The organism is Thermoflexus sp., from assembly GCF_034432235.1.
Taxonomy (GTDB): Bacteria; Chloroflexota; Anaerolineae; order Thermoflexales; family Thermoflexaceae; genus Thermoflexus.
Map to the genome: position 1 here is coordinate 1 of NZ_DAOUCJ010000086.1, position 23366 is coordinate 23366.

The 23366-nt window shown below is 63.5% G+C and carries 21 protein-coding genes, 3 tRNA genes and 2 rRNA genes; 16 read left to right on the forward strand and 10 right to left on the reverse strand.

The window, feature by feature from the left end:
* Window positions 1–173: helix-turn-helix domain-containing protein (locus VAE54_RS14640; protein ID WP_416223797.1), on the reverse strand; the 173-nt coding region annotated here is incomplete at its 3' end.
* Window positions 174–620: 447 nt separating this feature from the next.
* On the opposite strand from VAE54_RS14640, the gene VAE54_RS10575 reads away from it, so the two are divergent.
* The 3 genes from VAE54_RS10575 (at window position 621) to VAE54_RS10585 (ending at window position 3836) form a co-directional block, all read left to right on the forward strand.
* Window positions 621–1838: an acyl-CoA dehydrogenase family protein gene (locus VAE54_RS10575; RefSeq protein WP_322801932.1), complete on the forward strand. Its 1218-nt coding sequence runs from the start codon at window positions 621–623 to the stop codon at window positions 1836–1838.
* Window positions 1839–2001: 163 nt separating this feature from the next.
* A complete protein-coding gene (locus VAE54_RS10580; RefSeq protein WP_322801933.1) occupies window positions 2002–2796 on the forward strand; it encodes an electron transfer flavoprotein subunit beta/FixA family protein in 795 nt (264 codons plus the stop codon).
* A 50-nt stretch (window positions 2797–2846) separates the two neighbouring features.
* Complete coding sequence (locus VAE54_RS10585; protein ID WP_322801934.1) at window positions 2847–3836, forward strand: electron transfer flavoprotein subunit alpha/FixB family protein; 990 nt, start codon at window positions 2847–2849, stop codon at window positions 3834–3836.
* A gap of 162 nt (window positions 3837–3998) precedes the next feature.
* Here VAE54_RS10585 and VAE54_RS10590 read toward each other — a convergent pair whose 3' ends face one another.
* The 3 genes from VAE54_RS10590 to VAE54_RS10600 form a co-directional block, all read right to left on the reverse strand.
* Entirely contained in the window at window positions 3999–4229 is a 231-nt protein-coding gene (locus VAE54_RS10590; protein WP_322801935.1) for a hypothetical protein, read from the reverse strand.
* 91 nt (window positions 4230–4320) lie between these two features.
* Window positions 4321–4394 (reverse strand) — tRNA-Arg (locus VAE54_RS10595).
* 4 nt (window positions 4395–4398) lie between these two features.
* A tRNA-His gene (locus VAE54_RS10600) sits at window positions 4399–4474 on the reverse strand.
* 121 nt (window positions 4475–4595) lie between these two features.
* On the opposite strand from VAE54_RS10600, the gene VAE54_RS10605 reads away from it, so the two are divergent.
* From VAE54_RS10605 to VAE54_RS10655, 11 genes are all read left to right on the forward strand, one after another.
* A complete protein-coding gene (locus tag VAE54_RS10605) occupies window positions 4596–5417 on the forward strand; it encodes a class I SAM-dependent methyltransferase (protein WP_322801936.1) in 822 nt (273 codons plus the stop codon).
* 179 nt (window positions 5418–5596) lie between these two features.
* Window positions 5597–6322, forward strand: a complete 726-nt coding sequence (locus tag VAE54_RS10610) for a polyprenol monophosphomannose synthase (protein ID WP_322801937.1) — start codon at window positions 5597–5599, stop codon at window positions 6320–6322.
* Window positions 6323–6427: 105 nt separating this feature from the next.
* On the forward strand, window positions 6428–7342 hold the full coding sequence (locus VAE54_RS10615; protein ID WP_322801938.1) for a class I SAM-dependent methyltransferase: 915 nt from the start codon (window positions 6428–6430) through the stop codon (window positions 7340–7342).
* Window positions 7343–7569: 227 nt separating this feature from the next.
* Window positions 7570–7959 (forward strand): glycine cleavage system protein GcvH, encoded by a 390-nt coding sequence (gene gcvH, locus VAE54_RS10620; RefSeq protein ID WP_322801939.1) that lies wholly within the window; start codon window positions 7570–7572, stop codon window positions 7957–7959.
* Between the two features lie 110 nt (window positions 7960–8069).
* On the forward strand, window positions 8070–9458 hold the full coding sequence (gene gcvPA / locus VAE54_RS10625; protein ID WP_322801940.1) for an aminomethyl-transferring glycine dehydrogenase subunit GcvPA: 1389 nt from the start codon (window positions 8070–8072) through the stop codon (window positions 9456–9458).
* A 79-nt stretch (window positions 9459–9537) separates the two neighbouring features.
* Complete coding sequence (gene gcvPB, locus VAE54_RS10630; protein WP_322801941.1) at window positions 9538–11022, forward strand: aminomethyl-transferring glycine dehydrogenase subunit GcvPB; 1485 nt, start codon at window positions 9538–9540, stop codon at window positions 11020–11022.
* 400 nt (window positions 11023–11422) lie between these two features.
* Window positions 11423–12992 (forward strand): 16S ribosomal RNA (locus tag VAE54_RS10635).
* A 170-nt stretch (window positions 12993–13162) separates the two neighbouring features.
* Window positions 13163–13279 (forward strand): 5S ribosomal RNA (rrf, locus tag VAE54_RS10640).
* Window positions 13280–13291: 12 nt separating this feature from the next.
* Window positions 13292–13363, forward strand: a tRNA-Met gene (locus tag VAE54_RS10645).
* Between the two features lie 201 nt (window positions 13364–13564).
* A complete protein-coding gene (locus tag VAE54_RS10650) occupies window positions 13565–14641 on the forward strand; it encodes a sigma-70 family RNA polymerase sigma factor (protein ID WP_322801942.1) in 1077 nt (358 codons plus the stop codon).
* A 108-nt stretch (window positions 14642–14749) separates the two neighbouring features.
* A complete protein-coding gene (locus tag VAE54_RS10655; RefSeq protein ID WP_322801943.1) occupies window positions 14750–15526 on the forward strand; it encodes an enoyl-CoA hydratase/isomerase family protein in 777 nt (258 codons plus the stop codon).
* Window positions 15527–15571: 45 nt separating this feature from the next.
* On the opposite strand, the gene cas4 is transcribed toward VAE54_RS10655, so the two are convergent.
* The 3 genes from cas4 to VAE54_RS10670 are packed head-to-tail and all read right to left on the reverse strand — an operon-like array spanning window position 15572 to window position 16853.
* On the reverse strand, window positions 15572–16081 hold the full coding sequence (cas4, locus tag VAE54_RS10660; RefSeq protein ID WP_322801944.1) for a CRISPR-associated protein Cas4: 510 nt from the start codon (window positions 16079–16081) through the stop codon (window positions 15572–15574).
* 43 nt (window positions 16082–16124) lie between these two features.
* Window positions 16125–16385, reverse strand: coding sequence for a hypothetical protein (locus VAE54_RS10665; protein WP_322801945.1), 261 nt, complete (start codon window positions 16383–16385; stop codon window positions 16125–16127).
* 57 nt (window positions 16386–16442) lie between these two features.
* Window positions 16443–16853 (reverse strand): DUF3054 domain-containing protein, encoded by a 411-nt coding sequence (locus VAE54_RS10670; protein ID WP_322801946.1) that lies wholly within the window; start codon window positions 16851–16853, stop codon window positions 16443–16445.
* A gap of 163 nt (window positions 16854–17016) precedes the next feature.
* Here VAE54_RS10670 and VAE54_RS10675 point away from each other — a divergent pair, with 163 nt between their 5' ends.
* Window positions 17017–17472 carry a GatB/YqeY domain-containing protein gene (locus VAE54_RS10675; protein WP_322801947.1) on the forward strand — a complete coding sequence of 152 codons (456 nt, stop codon included), beginning with the start codon at window positions 17017–17019 and terminating at the stop codon, window positions 17470–17472.
* 120 nt (window positions 17473–17592) lie between these two features.
* Here the strand turns inward: VAE54_RS10675 and VAE54_RS10680 are convergent, their stop codons facing one another.
* Both VAE54_RS10680 and murJ read right to left on the reverse strand, forming a co-directional pair.
* A complete protein-coding gene (locus VAE54_RS10680; protein ID WP_322801948.1) occupies window positions 17593–18369 on the reverse strand; it encodes an SIMPL domain-containing protein in 777 nt (258 codons plus the stop codon).
* A gap of 311 nt (window positions 18370–18680) precedes the next feature.
* Window positions 18681–20279 (reverse strand): murein biosynthesis integral membrane protein MurJ, encoded by a 1599-nt coding sequence (murJ, locus tag VAE54_RS10685; protein ID WP_322801949.1) that lies wholly within the window; start codon window positions 20277–20279, stop codon window positions 18681–18683.
* A 382-nt stretch (window positions 20280–20661) separates the two neighbouring features.
* On the opposite strand from murJ, the gene VAE54_RS10690 reads away from it, so the two are divergent.
* Window positions 20662–21588: a HAMP domain-containing sensor histidine kinase gene (locus VAE54_RS10690; protein WP_322801950.1), complete on the forward strand. Its 927-nt coding sequence runs from the start codon at window positions 20662–20664 to the stop codon at window positions 21586–21588.
* Window positions 21589–21715: 127 nt separating this feature from the next.
* Here the strand turns inward: VAE54_RS10690 and speD are convergent, their stop codons facing one another.
* Window positions 21716–23239 (reverse strand): adenosylmethionine decarboxylase, encoded by a 1524-nt coding sequence (gene speD / locus VAE54_RS10695; protein ID WP_322801951.1) that lies wholly within the window; start codon window positions 23237–23239, stop codon window positions 21716–21718.
* Window positions 23240–23366 lie beyond the last annotated feature (127 nt).

Below are 23366 nucleotides of genomic sequence, written 5' to 3' on the forward strand. Positions count from 1 at the left end.
TCCTTGTGGAGCCGAAGGGCAGAGGGGATCGGCTCTCCGCGTTCGATCGCTTCCAGGCAACGCGCCAGGCCCCAGTTGTAGGCAAAGCGAGCGGCCCCCACGTGCCGGGCCAGGGTCACCCGCTGCGCCCCGTTCGGATCCCGCTCGAAGCGAAACGCCTGCATCCCCCGCATCCCACCGCCTCCAGCCCTCGCCTGGCGCGGTTCCGCGCGGAGAGTTTCACGGTTGCAGCCGGTCGTCAGAACTTGCAATAAATCTAATAAAATGGGCAACTGCTGTCAACCCTGAGGGCCTGGATTCCATCTCGGATCCTCACGCCATGATTACGGAGCTTTTCAGAAAGGCAACTCCTGCTCACAATCCGGACGATTCGGCACACTGCTGATTTTGTGATGATCTTACCACAGGCGATGTGAATGTCAATAAATGCGTCTCCTCCCTTCCAAAGTCACTTCCCTTTTTTTAAAACAGCCCCACTATAGAGAAAGTCCCGTGTCCATCCCCCAGATAATCCCCAGGACTTCAATGGGACGCAGGGTGGGGGAATCCAACGTATAATTCACGGGAAGCGGATTCCGTTCGCCGAGCCCCAGATCTGCGCTCTTCCAGAGGAGGCCCCCATGGATTTCCGGTTGAGCGATGAGCATCGCATGGTGCAGCAGATGGTCCGCGAGTTCGCCGAGCGGGAGATCCGGCCGGTCATCAAGGAGCACGACCGGGCTCAGAAACCGATCCCATGGCTCTTCGAGCGGATGGCCGCCCTGGGGCTCCTGGGGATCTGCATCCCCGTGAAATACGGCGGCGCGGGGATGGACTACATCGCCCTGGGCCTGGCCTGCGAGGAGCTGGAGCGGATCGACAGCTCCCTCCGGGTGGTGATGTCCGTCCACGTGGCCCTCAATTCCCTCTCCCTCCTTCAGTGGGGAACAGAGGAACAGAAGCGACGATACCTGGTTCCTCAGGCGAGGGGAGAGAAGATCGCTGCTTACGCCCTCACCGAGCCCGGCGCCGGATCCGACGCGGCCGCCATCCGCACGACCGCAAAACGCCAGGGAGATGTCTACATCCTGAACGGGGAGAAAACCTGGATCAGCCTGGCGGATGTGGCGGATCACTTCCTGGTGATCGCCAAGACCGATCCGGAGAAAGGCCACCGGGGCATGTCGGCCTTCATTGTGGAACGCTCGTTCCCCGGTGTAAAAACCGGCACCATCCACGGCAAGCTGGGGGTCCGCGCGGGCAACACCGGATGGATCGTCCTGGAGAACACCCCGGTGCCGGTGGAGAACCGTTTGGGAGAGGAAGGGGAAGGCTTCTATATTGCCATGGCGGCCCTGGACAACGGGCGTTACACGGTGGCGGCGGGGGCCACCGGGCTGATCCGGGCTTGCCTGGAAGCCTCAGTGAAATACGCCAACGAGCGGATGACCTTTGGCCGCCGGATCGGGGAGCATCAGCTGGTCCAGGAGATGATCGCGAAGATGGCCGCCAATTATGAGATCGCCCGCCTGCTCTATCTGCGGGCCGGGTGGATGAAGAACATGGGGATGCGCAACACCCGGGAGACCAGCCTGGCCAAATGGTTCGCCACCGAGGCGGCCGTTCAGGCGGCTCTGGATGCGATCCAGATCCATGGAGCCTATGGCTACAGCGATGAGTATGATGTGGAGCGTTACCTGCGCAACGCGAAAGGGGAAGTGATCTACGAGGGCACCAGTCAGATCCACACGATCCTGCAGGCGGAATACGCCCTGGGCTATCGCAAGGATCGCCCCCTGCGCTGCGAGTTGCCGGCCTACGATCCGGAGATCTGGCGCGCCGAGCCGGCGATGGCCTGAACCTGTCCTGAACACCTCCTGCTCAGAATTCAGAATGGCGAGGAGTGACGCCGCTGCCTCTTCCTGAAGGCTTTCGGGAAAGGGATCCTCCCACCTCCTGGAATGGGAGCGCGACGGGGGATGTCCTGTAAGCGAACAAAGAATATCCCTGCCGGAGGGGACCATGCACATTGTGGTGCCCATCAAGCAAACCCCAGATACGACCGCCACGTTGACCGTCGACGCATCGGGACGGATATCCTGGGGCGATGCCCCGCTGATCGTGAATCCATGGGATGAATTCGCCATCGAGGAGTCCCTGCGGTTGAAGGAGAAGTTCGGAGGGAGGGTCACGGTCATCACGATGGGCCCGGAATCCGCGAAGGAGGCGCTGAAGCAGGCCGTGGCCATGGGATGCGATGAGGCCATTCTTCTTCACGATCCCGCCTTTGAGGGCTCCGATGCGGTGGTCACCGCCGCCATCCTGGCCGCGGCCATCCGCAAACTGGGTGCGGTAGACCTGGTCTTCATGGGCAAAGAGAGCGTGGACGGGAACTCCGCCCAGGTCCCGCCGGCCCTTGCCCGTCGCCTGGGCTGGCCATTGCTGGCCTATGTAGGGAAGATCCGTGAGATCGATCCGGCCGGGCGGACGATCGTGGTGGAGCGGATCCTGGAGGAGGGCCGCCAGGTGGTGCGGGCGCCGCTCCCGGCGGTTCTCAGCGCGATGCAGATGAACGAGCCGCGATATCCCTCCTTTATGGGGATCCGGAAAGCGGCCCGCATGTCGATCCCGGTCTGGACCGCAGCGGATCTGGGGCTGGCGCTGGAGCAGGTCGGCGCGTCCGCCTCGGCGGCCCGCTGGCCTGTCGTCTTCGCCCCGCCGAAGCAGGAGGTCCGGTGTGAGTTCATCCAGGGGGAGTCGCCCGAGGAGATCGCCCGCCTCCTGGTGGATCGGTTGCTGGCGGAGAAGGTCCTGTGAGCTTTCCCTTCGCATAGCTCCTGAGAGATCCCGGCTTACGGAGGATATCCATGAGCCATGTCTGGGTCTGGCTCGAGCAATTCCAGGGGAAGATCCCCTCGATCGTGTGGGAGACCATGGGAGTGGCCCGGCGGCTGGCGGATGCCCTGGGAACCGGAGTGACGGCTGTGTGGATCGGGGGGACGATCGCCGATCAGGCTGGGGAGGCCATTGCCATGGGCGCCGATGTGGTCCAGGTGATCGAACACCCGGCGCTGGCCGATTTCCGGTTCGAACCTTATCTGACTGTCCTGAGCCATTTGGTGAAGGAAGGGGCCCCTCAGGTTATCCTCATCGGTTCCACCGCCCGCGGCCGCGAGCTGGCCGGGGGGCTGGCGGCGGAACTGGGGACGGCGGCGCTGGTCGATGCGCTGGAGGTCTCTGTGGAAGATGGGCGTGTCATTGCGATCCGGCCGATCTATGAAGGCAAGCTGTTCGCCCGGACCTATGTCGAGCGCTCTCCCGCGATCGTAACCATCCGGGGGCGTGCCTTCCCCAAACCCGATCCCGATCCCGGTCGAAAAGGGGAGATCCGTCGGGTTTCCATCGAGCTGGATCCCCTGGCTTTCCCCACAGAGGTCCTGGAGTGGATCCAGGAAACAGAGGGGGAGATCAGCCTGAACGAGGCCCGTATTGTGGTGGGCGGCGGGCGCGGGGTTGGTGGGCCGGAGGGGTTTGAGCCCTTGCGGGAGCTGGCTCGCGCATTAGGGGCTGCCCTGGGAGCCACGCGGGCGGTGGTGGATGCGGGCTGGATCCCTTACAAGTACCAGGTAGGCCAGACCGGGAAGACGATCAGCCCGGATCTCTACATCGCGTGCGGGATCTCCGGTGCCATCCAGCATCTCTCTGGCCTGCGGGGGGTGAAGGTCATCGTAGCGATTAATAAGGATCCCGAGGCCCCGATCTTCAAGGTGGCCCGTTATGGTGTGGTGGACGATCTTTTCAAGATCGTCCCGGCCCTTACAGCGGAGCTCCGTCGTCGCGGGCTCGCGAAAGGGTGAGCCTTCTATCTCCTCGGATCACGGACCATTTTCCGCTCGCTCCTTGCGCTTCGGCGGGCGTGTTGGGCTGCCTGCCGTTTGATCTCCTGCCGCAGAGCCTTCGTGGGCGCGGGCCAACTATCTCCTCGGCCAGCGGCACGAGAGCGGATCGTCCAGCGGAGGCTATACATTGCGGGATGGCTTCGAGGGGGAGGGGGGGAGGCTGGCCGAGAAGCCCAGGACGGCTCCCAAGATCATGGCGGTTACAGCTTCCCACAGCGGAAGAGGGATTCCGGAAACCAGTGAGAACAACCAGGCGACAGCCAGCCCCAGGATCGCACCGCTGAGGATCAGCAACGGGCGGGCCCGGAGAGTAGAAGGAGTTGTCGGCGTTCGCTCGGAAGGCGGAGTCATCGGCAGCTCCCACGGTTTTGTCAGGCGGCCGACGACCGAAAAGCCGACTACAAAAAAACGGTGTGGGGAAAACCCCACACCGGCCGTGTAGCGCCCCCGGCGCGACTCGAACGCGCAACCACTGGATCCGAAGTCCAGCGCTCTATCCAATTGAGCTACGGGGGCCCTTTGGGGAGGGCGACGGGGTTCGAACCCGCGACCTCCTGATCCACAGTCAGGCGCTCTCACCGCTGAGCTACGCCCTCCACGCGCTTTTAATTTTACTGTGTTCTCCCCACCCTCGCAATCCGCCGGGTCCTGGGGAGTTGGATGATCGGCCGGACGGTGATGGATTGATCCCCATCATCCGAATTCGGAGTTTTCCCCATGGATCCTGGAAAGCAAGCGCAGGAGTTCTTCTCCCGTTATGCCCCAGCTTACACGGTTAGCCCTTCCCACCGGGCTGGCGAGGATTTGCACCGGTTGGTGGCCCTGCTGGCTCCAGCTGGTCGAGGGCGCCTCCTGGATGTCGCCACAGGTAGTGGTCATACCGCCCTCGCCATGGCCTCGTGGGTAGACGAAGCGGTAGGCCTGGATCTCACCCCGGCGATGGGAGCCGAGTTCATGCGCCAGGCCCGGGCCCATGGCTTCCTCGGGATGCGGTTCGTGGTTGGGGCGGTGGAGGCCCTTCCCTTTCCGGATGGCGCTTTCCAATGGGTCACGTGCCGCCGGGCCGCTCATCATTTCCCCGATCTCCCCCAGGCCCTGGCCGAGATGAAACGGGTCTTGGCGCCTAACGGACGGATCGGTATAGTGGATATGATTGCTCCGGCGGATCCGGAGGCAGCGCGCTTTCTGAATGAACTCGAACGGATCCGGGACCCTTCCCATCAACGGGCGCTTGGTCTGAAGGAGTGGAGGGAGCAAATGCAGGGGACAGGGCTATCGCTGATCGCTGTCGAAGTCGTCGAGGAAATCCAGTCCTGGGAGCAGTGGTGGTTCCCTGTCCCTCTCGACAGCGCGGCAGCAGAACGGGCCCTCGCATATGTCTCTCAGGCAGGCCCAGAAGCCGGGGAAGTCTTGCTTCCACATCCGAAAGGGGTGATGATCCGGAAGCGACGGGGAATCATGGTAGCGATCCGCCAGCCCTCATCGACATCCCTTCCGGGCTCGCCCGTAGATGTCGCAGATCCGCTCCAGGGGGCCTGAAAAGCGGAGGGCCAGTCCCCCCTCTCCCAATCGAAGGCGAACCCAGCGGCGCAAATCCCAAATCGGATCTCATGGTTGGCGTTCTCACGGGCTTTTGAGGTCCCCGGGATGCCTCCGGCACCCTGGGCTCTTGAACGGGAGTGCAATCGATTCATCGTCCAGGGGGAGCGGTTGCTTCCATGAATTTGCGTTGCCTGGTGATCATCCCGACTTACAATGAGCGGGAGAACATCGAAGGGCTCATCCGGGCGCTCCTGGCGCTTCCTCTTTCGCTGGATGTGTTGGTGGTGGATGACCATTCGCCGGATGGAACAGGGGAGCTGGTGGCGGCAATGGCCGCGGGGGATCCCCGCATCCATATTCTCCGCCGGCCCGCCAAGCTGGGGCTGGGGACCGCTTATGTGGCCGGGTTCCGGTTTGGGCTGGCCCATGGTTATGGGCGCATCCTGACGATGGATGCGGATTTCTCCCACGATCCGGCGTATGTGCCGGCGTTGATCGAGCGAAGCCAGGAGGCGGATTTGGTCATCGGCTCCCGATATGTTCCGGGCGGAGAGGTGGTGGACAGCCCGTGGTATCGGCGGCTGCTCAGCCGGGGGGCCAACCGGTTTGCCCGGACGCTACTGGGCTTAACCCCGAGGGATGTGACGGCGGGCTTTCGCTGTTATCGCCCGGCGGTTCTGGAGGCGATTGCTCCAGAAACCATCCGGGCGGAGGGGTATGCGTTCCTGATTGAGATCACCTATCGGGTGCAGCGGGCAGGCTTTCGGATCGCCGAGGTTCCCATCCGGTTTAGGGACCGCCGCTATGGGCGATCCAAGGTGTCGCGACAAGAGATCGCGCGGGCGCTGTGGACGGTTCTCCGGCTCGCGCAGGATCGGAAACGCGTTCGCCGGAAGCCATGAATGTCCGCCGGCCTGGGCGAGAGGGCGGGCCGTCTCATTCTCATGCGCTTGGGGGTGTGGTCGGACAGCTCGCTTTTCCCATCCTGGAATCCGGAGGCGGACGCCGTGGAGTTTGTCGTCTGCAACCTCTGCGGTTCCTCCCGGACTCGTCTGCGCTTTCCCAGCACCCTGTCGCGCCGTCGGGATCGAGCGCCGGATTTCCGCTGCACCAGCAACGGCTACGGGATCCATCCCCCGATCGTCCAATGCGTGGACTGTGGCCTGGTCTACGCCAATCCCCGTTATGCAGCGTCAGAGATCACGGAGACCTATCGGGCGATCGAAGATCCTCTTTATGTGCTGGAGCGGGAAGGACGAGTCCTTACATTTGAGCGTCATCTCCAGCCCATCGAACAGCTCGCCGGACCTGGGCATGGTCGGCGCTTGCTTGATGTGGGCTGCCATATCGGGATCTTCTTGGAGATCGCCCAGGCTCACGGCTGGGAGGCCTGGGGGGTGGAGCCCTCGCGCTGGGCGGTGGAGATCGCGCGGGCCAGAGGGCTTCGGGTAATTGAGGGGACGCTCCGGGAGGTGGGGTTCCCCAATGCCTGGTTCGATGTGGTCACGCTGTGGGATGTCATCGAGCATCTGGGCGATCCGATGGGCGAGCTTCGCGAAATCTATCGGATCCTGAAACCCGATGGCTGGGTGGTGATCCATACGATGGATATTGAGAGCCCCTTCGCTCGGCTCCTGGGCGCGCGCTGGCCATGGCTGATGGAGATGCATCTTTACTACTTCTCCCGACGCACGCTGCGGAGCATGCTGGAGCGCGTTGGGTTTCGAGTTCATCATATGGCGGCGGAGGGACGATATCTGCGCCTGGGATATCTGGCCACACGGGTCCGTGCGCTCTTTCCCCGCCTGGGCGCGCTTCTGGTCTGGCTGGTCCAGCGAGCCCATTTAGCCGCGCGGGCCGTTTATATCGATCTGGGGGATCTGTTCACCGCTTATGCTCAGAAGCCTGAGTCCCCCCAATGATCCCGCCTTGTTCATCGAGATCCCGAGGGCCCCAACGAATAATGAACCCATCGGAGAGCGCACCGATATCGCCGTAAGCTATATCACCACATTATGGAAAGCAGCGGTTGCCCTCCTGGGTCAGGCCGCTTACAATGAGACAGGAATAGCGCTCTGTATTCCCTCAAATTGTCCCTTGCGATTGGCATGCCACGCAAAGGTCGGATCTCTGACCGAAGGGGGTCGCTATGCACATCCCGCCCGATCTGCGCTACACGGAATCCGACGAATGGGTTCGCCTGGAAGGCGAGGAAGCGGTGTGCGGCGTCACCGATTACGCCCAGAGCCAGCTCTCCGATGTCGTTTACGTGGAGCTGCCCGAGGTGGGTCGCACATTTCAGAAAGGCGAGGTCTTCGGGGCGATCGAGTCGGTGAAGGCGGCGGCCGATCTCTATATGCCGATGAGCGGAACCATCACAGCGGTGAACACCGACTTGGTTCAAAACCCGGAGTGGGTGAATCAGGACCCCTATGGGCGGGCCTGGCTGATCCGATTCCGGCCCAGCAACCCCGCGGAGTATGAAACCCTGATGGACGCCGAGGCATATCGGGCCCATTGCGAGGCCCGCGCACATTGAGAGACGATCGCCTGAGCCATGTGCCGTTTCCCTTTCCCTGCGAACAGAACGGGCAGGGGATGGAGAACGGGTTTGCCGGAGAAGAACGGGCTCTGCTCTCGGAGGTGCCCATGCGCTTTGTTCCGCACACGGAGGAAGAGCGTCGCGAGATGCTCCGGGCCATCGGCGTGGAGCGGATTGAGGATCTCTTCGCCGATGTGCCGGAAGCTTATCGCTTTCCCCCTTTGAACCTCCCTGAGCCCCTGACGGAGCTGGAAGTTCGCTGGGAGCTGGAGGCCCTGGCGGAAGCCAACATCCACACCGGTCAATATGCGTGCTTCCTCGGCGCCGGGGCTTACCGGCACTTCATCCCGGCGGTTATCGATGAGTTGTTGCGCCGCGGGGAGTTCTATACCGCTTACACTCCTTACCAGCCGGAGGTCAGCCAGGGCACCCTCCAGGCGATGTTCGAGTTCCAGTCCATGATCTGCGCCCTTACTGGAATGGAGGTGGCCAACGCCAGCCATTACGACGGCTCCTCCGCCCTCGCGGAAGCGGTGCTGATGGCCTTGCGGCTGACCCGGGGGGAGCGGCCGAAGGTGCTTTTGTTCCCCACCATCCATCCAGAATACCGGGCGGTGGTCCACACGTATGTCCAGCACCTGGACGTCCGCCTGGAGGGAGAAAGCGGATGGACCCTTGACCAGTTGCGGAGGCCGATTCTCCTTGTGGAAGAGCTGGAAGCCCGCCTGGACGCGGAGACAGCGGCCCTGGTGATCCCTTACCCCGATTTCCTGGGTCGGGTGCTCCCCCCTTCGCGCCTGCGGGAGACGGCGGATCGGGTCCACCAGGCCGGCGCGTTGCTGATCGCCGTGGTTAACCCTATCGCCCTGGCTCTCTTCGAGCCCCCAGGGAGCTGGGGGGCGGATATCGTGGTGGGCGAGGGGCAGCCCCTGGGGATCCCCCTGAGCTTCGGGGGTCCCTATCTGGGGATCATGGCCACCCGTATGGCGTTCGTGCGTCAGCTGCCCGGCCGCATCGTGGGAGAGACGGTGGATCTGGAGGGCCGCCGGGGATATGTCTTGACCCTCTCCACCCGTGAGCAGCATATCCGCCGGGAGAAGGCCACCAGCAACATCACCACGAACGTCGGCCTGATGGCCCTGGCGGCCACGATCTATCTTTCCGTGATGGGCAAGCACGGGCTCCGTCAGGTCGCCTCGCTCTGCTATCATAAGGCCCACTACCTGGCGGAACGGATCGCCTCTCTTCCGGGCTACGAGGTCTGGCGCGAGCATCCATTCTTCCACGAGTTTGTGGTTCGAACCCCGCGCCCGGTTGCCGAGATCAACCGGATCCTTTACGAGGATTATCAGATCCTGGGCGGCTATGATCTGGGCCAGGCGGATCCTGTGCTGGCTGGCCATATGTTGCTGTGCGTCACAGAGATGAACACGCGGGAGGAGATCGACGCGCTGGTGGAGGCCCTGGGCGAAATCGGGCCGGCCTATGAGGGCTGAGAACAGGAATCGGGGATGAGCCGTTTCCCCGTCACCTGATCTCCCAGATCCTGTTCCAACTCCAGGCTGGAGGTGTGAGATGCAGGAGCCTCTGATCTTTGAATACTCCGTTCCCGGTCGGCGGGGCGTGGAGATGCCCGAGCCGGACGTCCCGGAGGCTCCTTTCCCGGAAGGCTTTCTTCGAGAGGATCTTCCCCTTCCGGAGGTAAGCGAGATCGATGTGGTCCGTCATTTCCTCCGCCTCTCCCAGATGAACTACGGGGTGGACAAAGGCTTCTACCCCCTGGGCTCCTGCACGATGAAATACAACCCCAAGATCAACGAAGAGATGGCCCGGCTTCCCGGCTTCGCCCAGCTTCATCCTTATCAGGATCTCGACACAGTGCAGGGAGCACTGGCCCTGATGTATCACCTCCAGGAATTTCTGAAGGAGATCGGAGGATTCGCCGCAGTCTCCCTTCAACCAGCGGCGGGCTCCCAGGGCGAGCTGGCAGGCATCTTAATGATCCGGGCGTATCACCGGGACCGCGGGGAAGGGAAGAAGCGGATCAAGATGCTGATCCCGGATTCCGCCCATGGCACAAACCCGGCCTCCTCGGCCATGGCCGGCCTGCAGGTGGTCAACATCCCGTCGGACCGGCGGGGAAACATCGATCTGGATGCTCTGCGCCGGGAATGCGACGAGACCGTGGCGGGCCTGATGATCACCAATCCCAACACCCTGGGGCTCTTCGACGAGAACCTGATGGAAGCCATTGAGCTCGTCCACCGCTGCGGAGGGCTGATCTACGGCGATGGGGCGAACATGAATGCCCTGATGGGGATCTGTAAGCCCGGCGAGATGGGCTTCGATGTCATGCATTACAACCTGCATAAGACGTTCAGCACCCCCCACGGCGGCGGGGGTCCGGGGGCAGGACCGGTGGGGGCCAGCGAGCGGCTGGCTCCGTATCTGCCCGGGCCCATTGTGGCCATCGACCGGGAGCGGACTGTGCGCCCGGACGAGCCGGTCTACACGCTGGTGTGGCCGGAGCGCAGCATCGGCCGGGTGCGGGCCTTCTATGGCCATTTCGGGGTCTTCGTCCGGGCTTACACCTATATCCGGATGCATGGCCCCCGCTTGCGGGAGGTCTCTGAGGCGGCGGTCCTGAACGCCAATTACCTGCTGGCGCGGCTGCGGAGCGTTTACCCGGTGCCCTATGATCGTTTGTGCAAGCATGAATTCGTGATCATGGGGAAGGTGCCGGGCACGCCTATCCGGGCCCTGGATATCTCCAAGCGTTTGATGGATTATGGCTTCCATCCGCCGACGAATTATTTCCCGCTGATCGTGCCGGAAGCTTTGATGATCGAACCGACGGAAACCGAAAGCAAGGCCACCCTGGATGCCTTCGCGGAGGCGATGCGGCGGATTGCGGAGGAGGCGCGGCAGGATCCGCAGCGGGTGCAGCAGGCGCCTCATACCACTCCAGTGCGCCGCCTGGATGAGGCGCGAGCCGCCCGCCAGCTCATCCTGCGCTATCTCCCGGCTTCCGAGCCCCGTCCCACCCTCGCTCAGGCGTAGTCCGCTCGCAGGCTGCGGATGGAGCGGGGGATGCCCGATCCCACCCAGGGTTTCGTCTGATGTTGACAGGGAGGAGAGGATCCGGTATATTAAGGAAGGGATGGTTTGGGGTGACCGGGATCCTGGGGTGATCTCCCCTGGGAGTCTTGACAAACCCGGGGGGTTGTGCTATAAAATAAGGTGCGTTTGGATCCTGGACAGGCGAAAGCTGGCGGGGCGCATGGCCGGTGGACGTTGACGCAGGCCCGCCCCACCGTTATGGGGACTGATTCCCATAGCGGCTTGTGTTGTCTTCCGCACCTTAACAACTGAATTGTGGCAGGAAGTCCGGGGACGTCTGGCAGAAGTCTTGCGGTCGGACCTTACACCCCGGGAGGTCAACCTCCTGGGGATAGGAGAGCCGACGGAGAGTTTGATCCTGGCTCAGGGTGAACGCTGGCGGCGTGCCTAACACATGCAAGTCGAGCGGGGAGGGGGTAGGCGCAAGCCGAGCCCTCCTAGCGGCAAACGGGTGAGTAACACGTGGGTGACCTGCCCCGGCGTGGGGGATAACCCTCCGAAAGGGGGGCTAATACCGCATACGCTCGGCGGGGGCGGCCCGTCGAGGAAAGGCCCGGGGAGGAGACGAACCGGGTCGCGCCGGGAGGGGCCCGCGGCCCATCAGGTAGTTGGTGGGGTAATGGCCCACCAAGCCGATGACGGGTAGCCGGCCTGAGAGGGTGACCGGCCACACGGGCACTGAGACACGGGCCCGACTCCTACGGGAGGCAGCAGTGGGGAATCTTGGGCAATGGGCGAAAGCCTGACCCAGCGACGCCGCGTGCGGGAAGAAGCCCTTCGGGGTGTAAACCGCTTTTGCCGGGGACGAGAAAGGACGGTACCCGGCGAATAAGGCCCGGCCAACTACGTGCCAGCAGCCGCGGTAATACGTAGGGGCCGAGCGTTACCCGGATTTACTGGGCGTAAAGCGCGCGTAGGCGGGGCTCTAAGTCGGGCGTGAAAGCCCCGGGCTCAACTCGGGGAGGCCGCTCGATACTGGAGCCCTTGAGGGCGGGAGAGGGTGGTGGAATTCCCGGTGTAGCGGTGAAATGCGTAGATATCGGGAGGAACACCAGTGGGGAAGCCGGCCACCTGGCCCGTCCCTGACGCTGAGGCGCGAAAGCGTGGGGAGCGAACCGGATTAGATACCCGGGTAGTCCACGCCCTAAACGATGCGCACTAGGTATGGGGGGCTGACCACGCTCTCCGTGCCGAAGCTAACGCGTTAAGTGCGCCGCCTGGGTAGTACGGCCGCAAGGCTGAAACTCAAAGGAATTGGCGGGGGCCCGCACAAGCAGCGGAGCGTGTGGTTTAATTCGATGCAAAACGAAGAACCTTACCCGGGCTTGACATGCCGGTGGTACCGACCCGAAAGGGAAGGGACCCCGCAAGGGGAGCCGGCACAGGTGCTGCATGGCTGTCGTCAGCTCGTGCCGTGAGGTGTCGGGTTAAGTCCCGCAACGAGCGCAACCCCTGCCCCTAGTTACACGTGTCTAGGGGGACTGCCGGCGACAAGCCGGAGGAAGGTGGGGATGACGTCAAGTCAGCATGGCCTTGATGCCCGGGGCTACACACACGCTACAATGCCCGGTACAATGGGTTGCCAACCCGCGAGGGGGAGCCAATCCCATCAAAGCCGGGCTCAGTTGGGATTGCAGGCTGCAACCCGCCTGCATGAACGCGGAGTTGCTAGTAACCGCCGGTCAGCCATACGGCGGTGAATACGTTCCCGGGCCTTGCACACACCGCCCGTCACGTCATGGGAGTCGGCAACGCCTGAAGCCGGTGGCCCAACCCTCCCCCACTCAGGGCCTCTCCCTGGAGGGACCTTGAGTGGGGGAGGGAGGGAGCCGTCGAAGGCGGGGCCGGCGACTGGGACGAAGTCGTAACAAGGTAGCCGTAGCGGAAGCTGCGGCTGGATCACCTCCTTTCTAGGGAGTGTTGGTCGAGGGCGATCTCCCGGCGTGAGCCGGATGCCCTTCGACCCACCCCATGGTGGTCCGTCAGAGGCGTTGCCTCTGGCGTCCCAACGCCGGACGCCCGGCCCTTCCTGCCACAATTCAGTTGTTAAGGTGCGTCATGCGTGGAGTCCTCCCATTCCCCTGGTGACTGGAGCGGCGGGGAAACACCCGGTCCCATCCCGAACCCGGAAGTTAAGCCCGCCAGCGCCGATGGTACTGGAGGGGCGACCCTCTGGGAGAGTAGGCCGTTGCCAGGGGAATGGTTGCGCCGCGGGGTGGAGCAGCGGTAGCTCGCCAGGCTCATAACCTGGAGGTCGCGGGTTCGAATCCCGCCCCCGCAACTGTCTGGATACGGCACGGTGTGATTTCACGCTGTGCCCTCATCTGTGGGTTCCGCCAGATCCTCCTCCTGCACCCCTGTGGGAAGGGCGGACGGTAAAGCGGCCGCTCGCCCCTTTTTCTCTTTACGTTCCCACTGTGCCTGTAGGGGATATCGGTGCATGGGATTCCCAATGGGTCTTGGCGACCCGAAGGAGGTTGCCATGGAGCGTCGAAACCGCCCCATCCTCCCGGACGAGGAGGAGGAGCTGGAAAACGAGGAGCTCTGGGCCGAGCCCTGGGAGGAGGAGGCCCCTCTGGAGGAGCTCGACCTGGAGCCTGAACTGGATGAGGAAACGTCCCTCCCGGTCCTGGGCGAACTGGCGGAGGATCGGGATCTGATCTCCCTTTACTTCCGGGAGGTCACCGATCATCCCCTGCTCACCGCCGAGGAGGAAAAGGAGCTGGCCACGCGGATGGCCCGCGGGCGAGAGGCCGCTCGTCGCCTGGCCCGCGATGGAAATCTTCCGCCCGAGGTCCGCCAGCGTCTGGAGCGGCTGGTGGAGGAAGGCCGCCAGGCTCGCGAGAAGCTGATCACCTCGAACTTCCGGCTGGTGATCAGTGTGGCCAAGAAGTATCAGGGCCTCGGGGTACCCCTGCTGGATCTGATCCAGGAGGGGAACCTGGGCCTGATGAAGGCCGTGGAGCGCTTCGATCCCAAGCGGGGCCGTCGCTTCTCGACCTATGCCACGTGGTGGATCCGCCAGGCGATCACCCGGGCGCTGGCGATGCAGGCCCGCACGATCCGCCTGCCGATCCATGCTCAGGAGCAGCTGCGAAAGGCCCAGCGGATCGCCCATCAGATCGAGCAGGAGGCTGGCCGGCCAGCCACCCCAGAGGAGGTTGCAGAGCGGCTGGGTATGGAGACCGACAAGGTGGAGTGGCTCTGGAATGCCGCCCGGCCGTTGCTCTCTCTGGAAGAGCCCATGGATGACGAGGGGGAGACCACGCTGGAAGGGGCGATCCGGGATGTGGAGAGCCCGGCTCCTGATGAGGTGGTGGCGGATCAGCTGTTGCGGGAGCAAATCGAAGAGTTGCTCAATGAGTTGCCCAGCCGCCACGCCCGGGTTCTCCGGTTGCGATATGGATTCGAAGATGGGCGATCCTACACCCTGGAGGAGGTTGCCCAACGGTTCGGGCTAAGCCGGGAGCGGATCCGCCAGATCGAGGCGGAGGCTCTGCGCTATCTGCGCAAGCAGCTCAAGGTGCGCCAGATGAGGGAGTTCCTGAAGGCTGCTTGAGCACCCTCGTAAACAAAGGATCAAGAGGCCGGCACCCGATGCGTCGCCGGCCTCTTGTTGTTGAATGGAGCTGTCTTTCCCATATCTCTGTCAGGAGGAAGCCTGCCCATGTTACGAGTGGAACGCCAGGGGGAGCTCGCGATCTGGATTGTGGATCGCCCCCCGCGACGGAACGCGATGGATTGGGCTACCATGCAGGCCTTCGCCCGGGCGGTGGAGGAGGCAGTTCGGGATCCTGCGCTGCGGGTGGTGATCCTCACCGGTGCGGAAAGGACTTTCCTCTCCGGAGCGGATCTGTATGAGATGGCGCATTATCGCACTGAGGCGGATGGATATCGGTTGGGGCAGGTTATGGGCGAGGCGTTGCGCCAGCTGGAAGAGGCCCCATGGATCAGCATCGCGGCCATCAATGGGCCCGCGCGGGGCGGCGGCGTGGAAGTGGCGCTGGCCTGCGATCTGCGGGTGATGGCTGAGGACGCCGATCTGGCTTTCGTGCAGGTCACCTGGGCCCTCACTCCCGGATGGGGTGGAGGGCAGCGTTTGCGGCGGCGGATTGGGCCCGGCCGGGCGCTGGAGCTCCTCCTGACCGCACGGCAGATCCGCGCGGAGGAGGCGTTCCGCCTGGGGCTGGTCGAGCGCTTGGCCCCCGCTGGTCAGGCGCTTGCGGAAGCCCTCGCTCTGGCCCGGGAGATCCTGCGCTGGGATCCTGGGGCCGTGCAGGCGATCAAGGCGGTGATCCGGGATGGGGATGTGCTCCCCTTTCATGAAGCCCTTCGGCTCGAGCGCGAGCGCTTCGCTCGTCTCTGGGCAGCTCCTGCCCACTGGGCTGCCTTGGAACGCTTTCTACAACGGAATCAACAGCCGGATCCGGGCCGGGCGGTTTGAAAATTCCCGGAGGGGTTATCGAGGCTGGCTATCCCTTATCCTCCCTCAATCGATGGCCTCTTCGCAGATCATCCGGAACCCGCATGCGCGACAGCGGGCCGGCGATTGGTGCTGGCGGTGCGCTTCCCCGCGCCTCAGATCCTGCCGCATGGAGGCCAGAATCCTCAGGAGCTTTTCCCGGAGCTCGGAGGTGTATTCCACCCGGAACGATCGATCCCGATAGCGGATCCACCCATATGGCGGGCGGATATCCAGCGCTTCTTCCACCAGCAGGCAATAGGCGATTAGCTGCATCACGTGGGAGGGATAGGGATGCTGTGGGGCTGAGGTGGCTTTCACTTCCACCGGAATGATCGTTTTCCCCTGTCGGATCAGGTAATCCGGTCTGCCGATCAGACCATAACGAGGGGCAAAGAGCGGAGGGGAAGCTCTGGCGCTGGACATGTCCTCCTCCAGAACCTCGCCGCGCGGAAGGCCGGCCCGTTGCTGGAGAAGCCATCCGAGGCCTCCGATGGCCAGCGCCAGCAGCAGAAGGAGAACACCGGTCATCAGCATCCTGGACCCCTCGTTCCGCGCAGCGCGCGGGAGCATCGCAGCCCTATAATGCCCGTAAGGCGCCGACCTCCTGAACGTCCACCGGCACGCCATCGATCTCTGGAGGAATGCGATCCTCCGGCGCCAGCGCCTCCATCGGGACCTTGCGGCGGACGGAGACCACGAGGCAGAGCTCATCGGTGGAGCGACCGCCCCGCTGGCGATAGCCAATCCCCACGGCCACCACGTTCGCCTTGCGCAGCAGCTCGGCCTCTCGCCGTCGCTTCACTTCCTGAATCCGAGCCAGTGTCTCTGCTGAACTCATCCCGGCGCTCCGGTTTGATTTCCTGAGGGCTTTGGGGTTTTCCCTCCCGTAGAGAGGCTACTTTTCGGCAAGCCGTGTTCCTTGTTTGCGCAGGATCCACAGCTGCAGAAGCCCTCGCCAGAGGACAAGCAGGAATCCATTGCCGAGCAGGGTGATGGCGGCGAAGGGGATCGGGGCCGGACGGCCCAGGGCCAGGCTCCGGAGGATCAGGCCCAGGATCCCTGCTCCCAGCCAGGCCAATCCGGTCTGCAGCGCCACATGCCCCGGTGAGCGCATGGGATCTATGCGATCCAGACGGGCCGCCCACGCCACTATCGCCCAGGCGAGGAAAAAGGGGGTCGCCGTCCGCGCGATGCCCCAGAGCACTGGGCCCTCGTTGAGCAGGCCATGGCTGGCCCGCCCGAGGGCCGCAAAGAGCAGGAACACCAGGAGATCGCCACCCCATAGGATCCATCGCGGCGTGTTCATCGAAGGCTCCAAATGAAAGGGATGCTCTTGCATTCATTATACCCAGGGTTTCCAGGGGTCATGGGGCCTCGGCCCAGCTTCTGAAAACCATCGGACTTGCTGTGCGATCCGCGATGAGCCAGACTGGAGTGAGGCATTCAGAGACCAGAGAAGGAGGGAGTCGATGGGTTTAAAGGAGCGGCTCCAGGAGGACCTGAAGGAAGCGATGCGTGCGGGGGATGAGCCCCGAAAGACAGCCATCCGTATGGCGTTGCTGGCCATCCGCATGGCGGAGGTGGAAGCTGCCCGTCCCCTCAGCGAGGATGAGATCCTGCGGGTGCTTCAGAACGAGGTCAAACGGCGTCGCGAGACACTGGATGAGCTGGAGAAGGCCAACCGGCCGGATCGACTCGCCGCGGAGCGAGCCGAGCTCGAGGCATTGCTGACTTATCTTCCACAACCGCTGACCCGGGAGGAAATCGAGGCGATGGCGCGCGAGGTGATCGCCGAGATCGGCGCTGCTTCGCCGGCTCAGCTGGGAGAGGTGATGAAGCGCTTAATGCCCAGGGTCCGTGGTCGAGCGGATGGCCGGGAAGTGCAGGAGATCGTGCGCCGCCTCCTGACGGAAGCATCCTTATAATGGAGGGATTGCCTTTGTTAACCCCGGCTTCTGGAGGAGGTCCGGGCGGCGCACGCTGTCGAAGATGGCCTGCACCGCCCGGCCCGAAGGGGTGTGGGAGGAGAGGCGGGGATACGGACGTTATCGCAGCTCCCAGGTCACCTGGATCTGAACCGTGATCTCCAGTTCCCCCGCAGCCACGGGGACCGCCGTTGCCTCGGCGAAGGCGGCAGTCCGGGCCATGGGGACCGGCTGCGGGATTGCGGTTTCGGTGATGCTCACGACGCGGCCCAGCTGGGCCCCCAGGGCGCTGGCCAGAGCCTGCGCCCGGGCCTTGGCGTCCTCCGCTGCCAGCCGCCGGGCCTCCATTGCCAGGCGGTTCGGATCCCCGATCCGGAAGGCGATCGTGTCAACCCGGTTGGCCCCCGCGGCGACAGCCGCATCCACCCCCTGGCCCACCCGATCCAGATCCCGAAAGATGACCGTATATACATGGGTCACATGGTAAACTGGGGGGCCCGTCCGTCGGCCGGTCTGAGGATCACGGGGTTCCTCGATCTGGATCTGGAAGGAAGCGGTCTGGATATCCGCTTCCGCCACTCCTTGTTCTTTCAGCGCGGCCAGCACGGCCGAGGCGCGGCGGTTGTTCTCATTCAGGGCGACGGCGAGCGCCTCGCCCTCAGTTTTCACCCCCAGCGTTACCACCGCCTGATCCGGCCGCGCCCGCACTGTTCCGATCCCGATCACAGTGAGCCCGGGGGGAGCTCCGTTCGAGACCGTCAAGGCCCCCGCGTGGGCATCAGGCCCTAATAGAGCTCCAGTACCGGAGGGTGTGGAGGCAGAGCGACACGCGCTGGTCAGCATCAGCCCGATCACCCCTCCCAGCCGGAAGAGCCAGTGCCAGCGCAAGCTTTTCATAATACAGCCTCCTGGAGGATGGGTTTTCTCGTTTCCGCCCAGAAGGGAACCCCTCCCCGATCCCGTGATCCGTCCGCGGTCCCCTCATGGGCTGATTCCGATAGATAAGACGTCCGGCATAGGGGAAGGGTTCCAGTCGAAGCCAGCCGATGGAAGTGGGGGAGACTGGAGTTGCGGGGGGTATTTCTCCCCCTCCCAGGAGCCCGTGAGGGCTCACATCCGGCCCTCCCCTGAACAGGGCCCCATGGGTTGTTTCCCCATCATCCGCAACAAAGCGCCTGAGTGTGTTTGGCCTCCTCTATAGCCGAGATCTACGGGCGGGTCCAGGATCCACGGGGGGCGGAGAGCCAGGCGAGCCCTCCCAGGGTCAGACCGTAGATCAATAGACCGAAGCCGCCAGTTAGGAGCAGGCGGGCTGCTTCCTCCAGATGGGTAGAGGAAGGGATAAAAGAAAACATTTGAGGCCATACGACCATGATCCCCAGGGCCATGACGGCGGAGGCGATCAGGACGCGCAATACCCATCGACCCAGGCCGTAGGGGCGCATGGGCCCTACCTGGCGAACCAAGAACACGCTCATCAGCAGCGCGTGGGCCGCCCATTGCACCGAATTGGCCACCGCCAGATCGGTCACCTGAAGGGGACGAAAGAGGGTAGGGGCCAGAGCGGCCGCCAGGTAGATCCCCACGTTGCAGATCAAACCCACCATGGCGGGGGTGAGAGTATCTTGGCGGGCGTAGAAGGCGAAAACCAGCGGCTGATCGATGGCAGCGAAGACGAGGCCAGGAAGATATCCGCGCAACACCCCGGCGACCACCGCCGTATCTGTCGCGGTGAAACGGCCGTGCTGGAAGAGGAGATCGATCACCGGATCCGCCAGCACATACAAGCCGAAGGCGGCGGGGATGATCAGGACGATCACCATGCGCAACCCGGCCATTAGGGTGGTCCGAAAGGGCTCCAGGCTTTCCTTCCCCTGGCGGGCCTCCACGCTCAGGCGGGAGAGGCGGGGGAGGATGGCCACGGAGATAGCCGTCACAACTAAGCCGAGGGGGAACTGAATCAGTGTGGTCGCGTAGCGCATCCAGGCGATGCTGTTCGGGCCCGTGTGGGAAGCCAGATTATAACTCAGCAGGATGGCGATCTGATTGACAGCCAGGCCGAAGACCACGGGGGAATAGAGCTGAAGGATGCGCAGCAAGGCCGGGTGATACCACGACAGCTGAGGCCACAGGCCATACAGGGCGGGAAGCTGTAACAGAACCTGGAAGATAGATCCCGCCACCATGCCCAGAGCCAGAGCGGTAACCCCCAGTCGTTCTCCCAGCAGAAGCGCTACGGCGACCATGGCGCCATTGAAGACTGCGGCGGTGAAAGCGGGGAGGGTAAACCGCTGGAACGTCTGAAGGAGCCCGCTGATCACCCCCGCGGTCGCGATCCACCAGACGGCCAGGATCGTCCAGCGGAGAAGCGCTGCGGTAAGGTTAAGCAGCTCGGGGTCCAGGCCACCCGCCAACAACCAGGCCGCCGGCTCTGCTGCAAGCTCCACGAAGAGCACCGCGAGGCCCATCAGCAGCCAAACCCAGACGAGGACCGCGCCGGCCAGCCGCCGGAGCTCTGGAAGCCGATCCGCGTATTCCCGGAACACCGGGACCAAGGCAGAGCTCACCATCCCACCGACCAGCAGATCGTAGAGCTGAATCGGGACCACCGCCGCGGCCTCGAAGGCGCTCAATGGTCCGGTGGATCCGAACAGCTCGCTCTTGACCGTCTCCCGGAGCAGTCCGATCAGACGACTGGTGATGTTGCCGGCTGCGATGATCATGGCATCGCGGGCCAGGTGGAAGGTTTCGACTTCTTCCCCGGAGATCGAACGGATCAGCTTTTGAAATCGCTCCCGGTGGTTCATCGCTCGGTTTTCCCTCGAGGATGTCTTCCGTATACGCAATGCCCCCTGCAGGGGATCATGAGGGTCTCGTTCCATATGAGAGGATGATCTCTATGTAGCACGGCTGAGAAACAAAGCAATTTTGACCCAGGACCCCATAGGCTGTCCATCCGGGTCGCCTTGGGCGTTCCAGCGAACGCCCGTTTCCGGTGTCGCTCCCCAGATACAGGCTATCGGGATCCTCCACCTTCAGATGGAAGCCGCCGGAGACAAACCGCGCTCCCCCCAATCTCCAGGTGGATCCCACGAGCCAGCGGGCGCGATGTTCCATTCCGGGCTTGGATGTTTCTTTCTAAAGATAGGTTAAAATGGAGAGGGGGATCTTTTTAAGCGGGAGCGATCGATGGGCCATCCGCATCTGACACCGGACGAATGGCTCTCTCGCCTGGAGCATCAGGTGCTCTCCGCGTTTCGAGAGCTTCGAGGGCTCTACGAACAGGAGCGGGCCAAGCGAGAGGAGCTGGAGCGTGCTTATCGGCGATTAAGGGATCTGGACGAGCTCAAGACCTCCTTTATTGCTCGGGCGGGTGCGGAGCTCCGCCAGCCGCTGGGCTTGGTGATCGGCTTTCTGGAGGCGGCTCTGGGGCATCTGAAAACCCAGGGTGATGCCGAGTCTGCCCGGATGGTCCAGGCAGCTCTACGGGGAGCCTATCGCCTGCTGGATTATGTGGCTCCGCTGGCTGCTTTCGCCGAGCTTCATCGGCGGCCGGCCGCCTTCGTGGAGCCCATTCCCCTGAGTCGGCTGATCCAGGATCTCATCCGGGCCCATGAGCCGAGGATGTCTGAAAAAGGCATCGCACTATACGTTCATTTGCCCCCCGAGGCGGCTCAAGCGGCGGTGGATGGGACTTATGGCTCTTACATTCTGCGTACCCTTCTGGATTTCCTGCTGGCCATCCGCCCGGAAGGGGGAGGGATGGAGATCCGGGGGGATGTGAAGGAGCCCGTTCTGCTGGTTGAGATCCTGGACACCCATCTGAGCCTCTCTCAGGAGCTCCTGGCCTGGCTGAACGAGGGGGCTGTGGAAGGCCTTTATCCTCAACAAGCTCGCTCCCATATTCATCCCTCGGCGCTGGGCCTGGTGATCGCCAAGCGTGCGGCTCAGGCGCTGGGCGGGGATCTGTTTATTCGCAGCGAAGGGGAGTCTGGCACGGCATTCAGCGTGCTTCTTCCGGCACGTCCGCTGGATATTGAGGATCAAATCTCCTTGTTGAGCCACGCGATGGATCACCTGCCCCATCCGGTAGGGAGGGAGGAGGGCAATGATTGAGGAAAGCGGACTGCGGATTCGCGTCGTCCGATCCCAGAGAATATGGCGCAGATTTTATGCGACGGGTTTTGGAGGAGCGGGGCGGGCGGCAAGGCCGCCCGCCCCCGAGCTTGGGTCCTGCCTTCCTTCAAATCGTTAGGGGAAGCGATGGGGAGCCCAGGGAAGCCGCCTCGGTTTCCGGGCGCATGGCCGGGAGGACCATCAGCGGCCCCAGGCCGCGCTCCAGCGTGATCTGGGCGGACTCGGCAGGCTGCAGGTAGTCCTTGAGCACCTCGATGATCACCTCCGGGTCCGCCTCCCCGCAGGTGAACACATCCACCGCCACGTAAGCATACTCCGGCCAGGCGTGCAGAGAGATGTGGGACTCCGCCAGCAGCACCAGGGCCGAGAAGCCGTCCGGGACGAAGCGGTGGATCTTCATGTTCAGCAGGGTGGCGCCGGCCCGACGCACGGCGAGCTCCAGAACCTGCTTGAGGTTCCGCAAAGGCTCCCGGTTCTGGCACTTCCAGAACTCCGCGATCACGTGCCGCCCCAGGGTCAGCTGGGTTGGGAAAGGGGTGGGGGCAGCGGTCATCACCGAAGCCGTGATCGCCGTGTCCACATCCGGGCTGCGCCACACTTTATCGATCGCATCCTCATCCTCGTAAAGTTCCCGCCCCCCTTCGATCACATAGTCCTCCGGCGGCTGGAATTCGGGCAGAGTTTCCACCCGGAAGAACGTCGAGCGATACCAGGGCACCGGCGAAGGGCGGGCAAAGGGCGGGAGATCCGGAATAGGCTGCTCTCCGGGCTCCTCCCAGTTGGCATAGAGGCTGAAGTCTGGGAGGATGTGAGTGAACGTGATGGCGTGCCGGTTCAGGAGCTCCCGCTGCCAGATGTGCCACTTGCTAATGTTCGACTCGATGCGGGTGATGCCGAAGTAACCCGCGCGGCCTTCCCCCTTCTTCAGGCACATGAACCCCTTCTCCAGGAACAGCAGAAGGCCATGCTCCGTCTCCGTCGGATCGGTGAGGAAGGTGTCGAATTGTCCCAGGAGCTCCGGGGGAAGGCGGTCCGTCAGGCTGCGGCAGTAGACGGTGATGTTCAGGCCGGCGCGGCGGGCGGCCTGCTCAATGAAGGCGCACAGGCGCTGATCGATCTCAATGACCACGACCGAGCGGGGTAACCCGGTCAGGGCCAGGGCGAGACTGGCCAGGTCATCATCTCCCAACACCACCACATCTTTGCCCTCCACATCCCCCTGGGCGACCATCAGGGCGACTCGCCGCATCACGGAATCGATCGTCTGGTAGCCCTGATCGTAAGCCGCCAGAGGCTCGGGGCGCCCCCTGGCCAGTTCCTCATAACGACGGGTTACTTCCTGGAAAAAGCCCAGATCAATCCCGGTTCCCTGGCAAGCAAGGCACCGGATGTCTGGAGCCGCTGTCACGTTCAACTCTCGGGCCAGGCGCTGGCCCTGTTCGGTCAATTGCAGGCGCTTCCCATCGAAGACAAGGGCTCCGGCATCCAGCAGCTGCTGGATGCCTTCGACCACACGTGGAAAGGGGAGCCCGGCGGTGCCGGCCGCCTGCCAGGGATCCCCCTCCCGCAGGATCGCGCGCAGGAGCCGGGCCAGCTCCGAGCGCCCCAGGGTCAGGATCTCCCCCGCCATCGTTCACCTCCTTTCCCCGGAATGTGATCGGCGCCCTCCGGCGCCGGAAGGGAAACGGCTCCGCACGCACCGTCCCCTACAAAGCAAATAGGCAGCACGGGTTCCGCACCCGGCATCATCGGAGGCA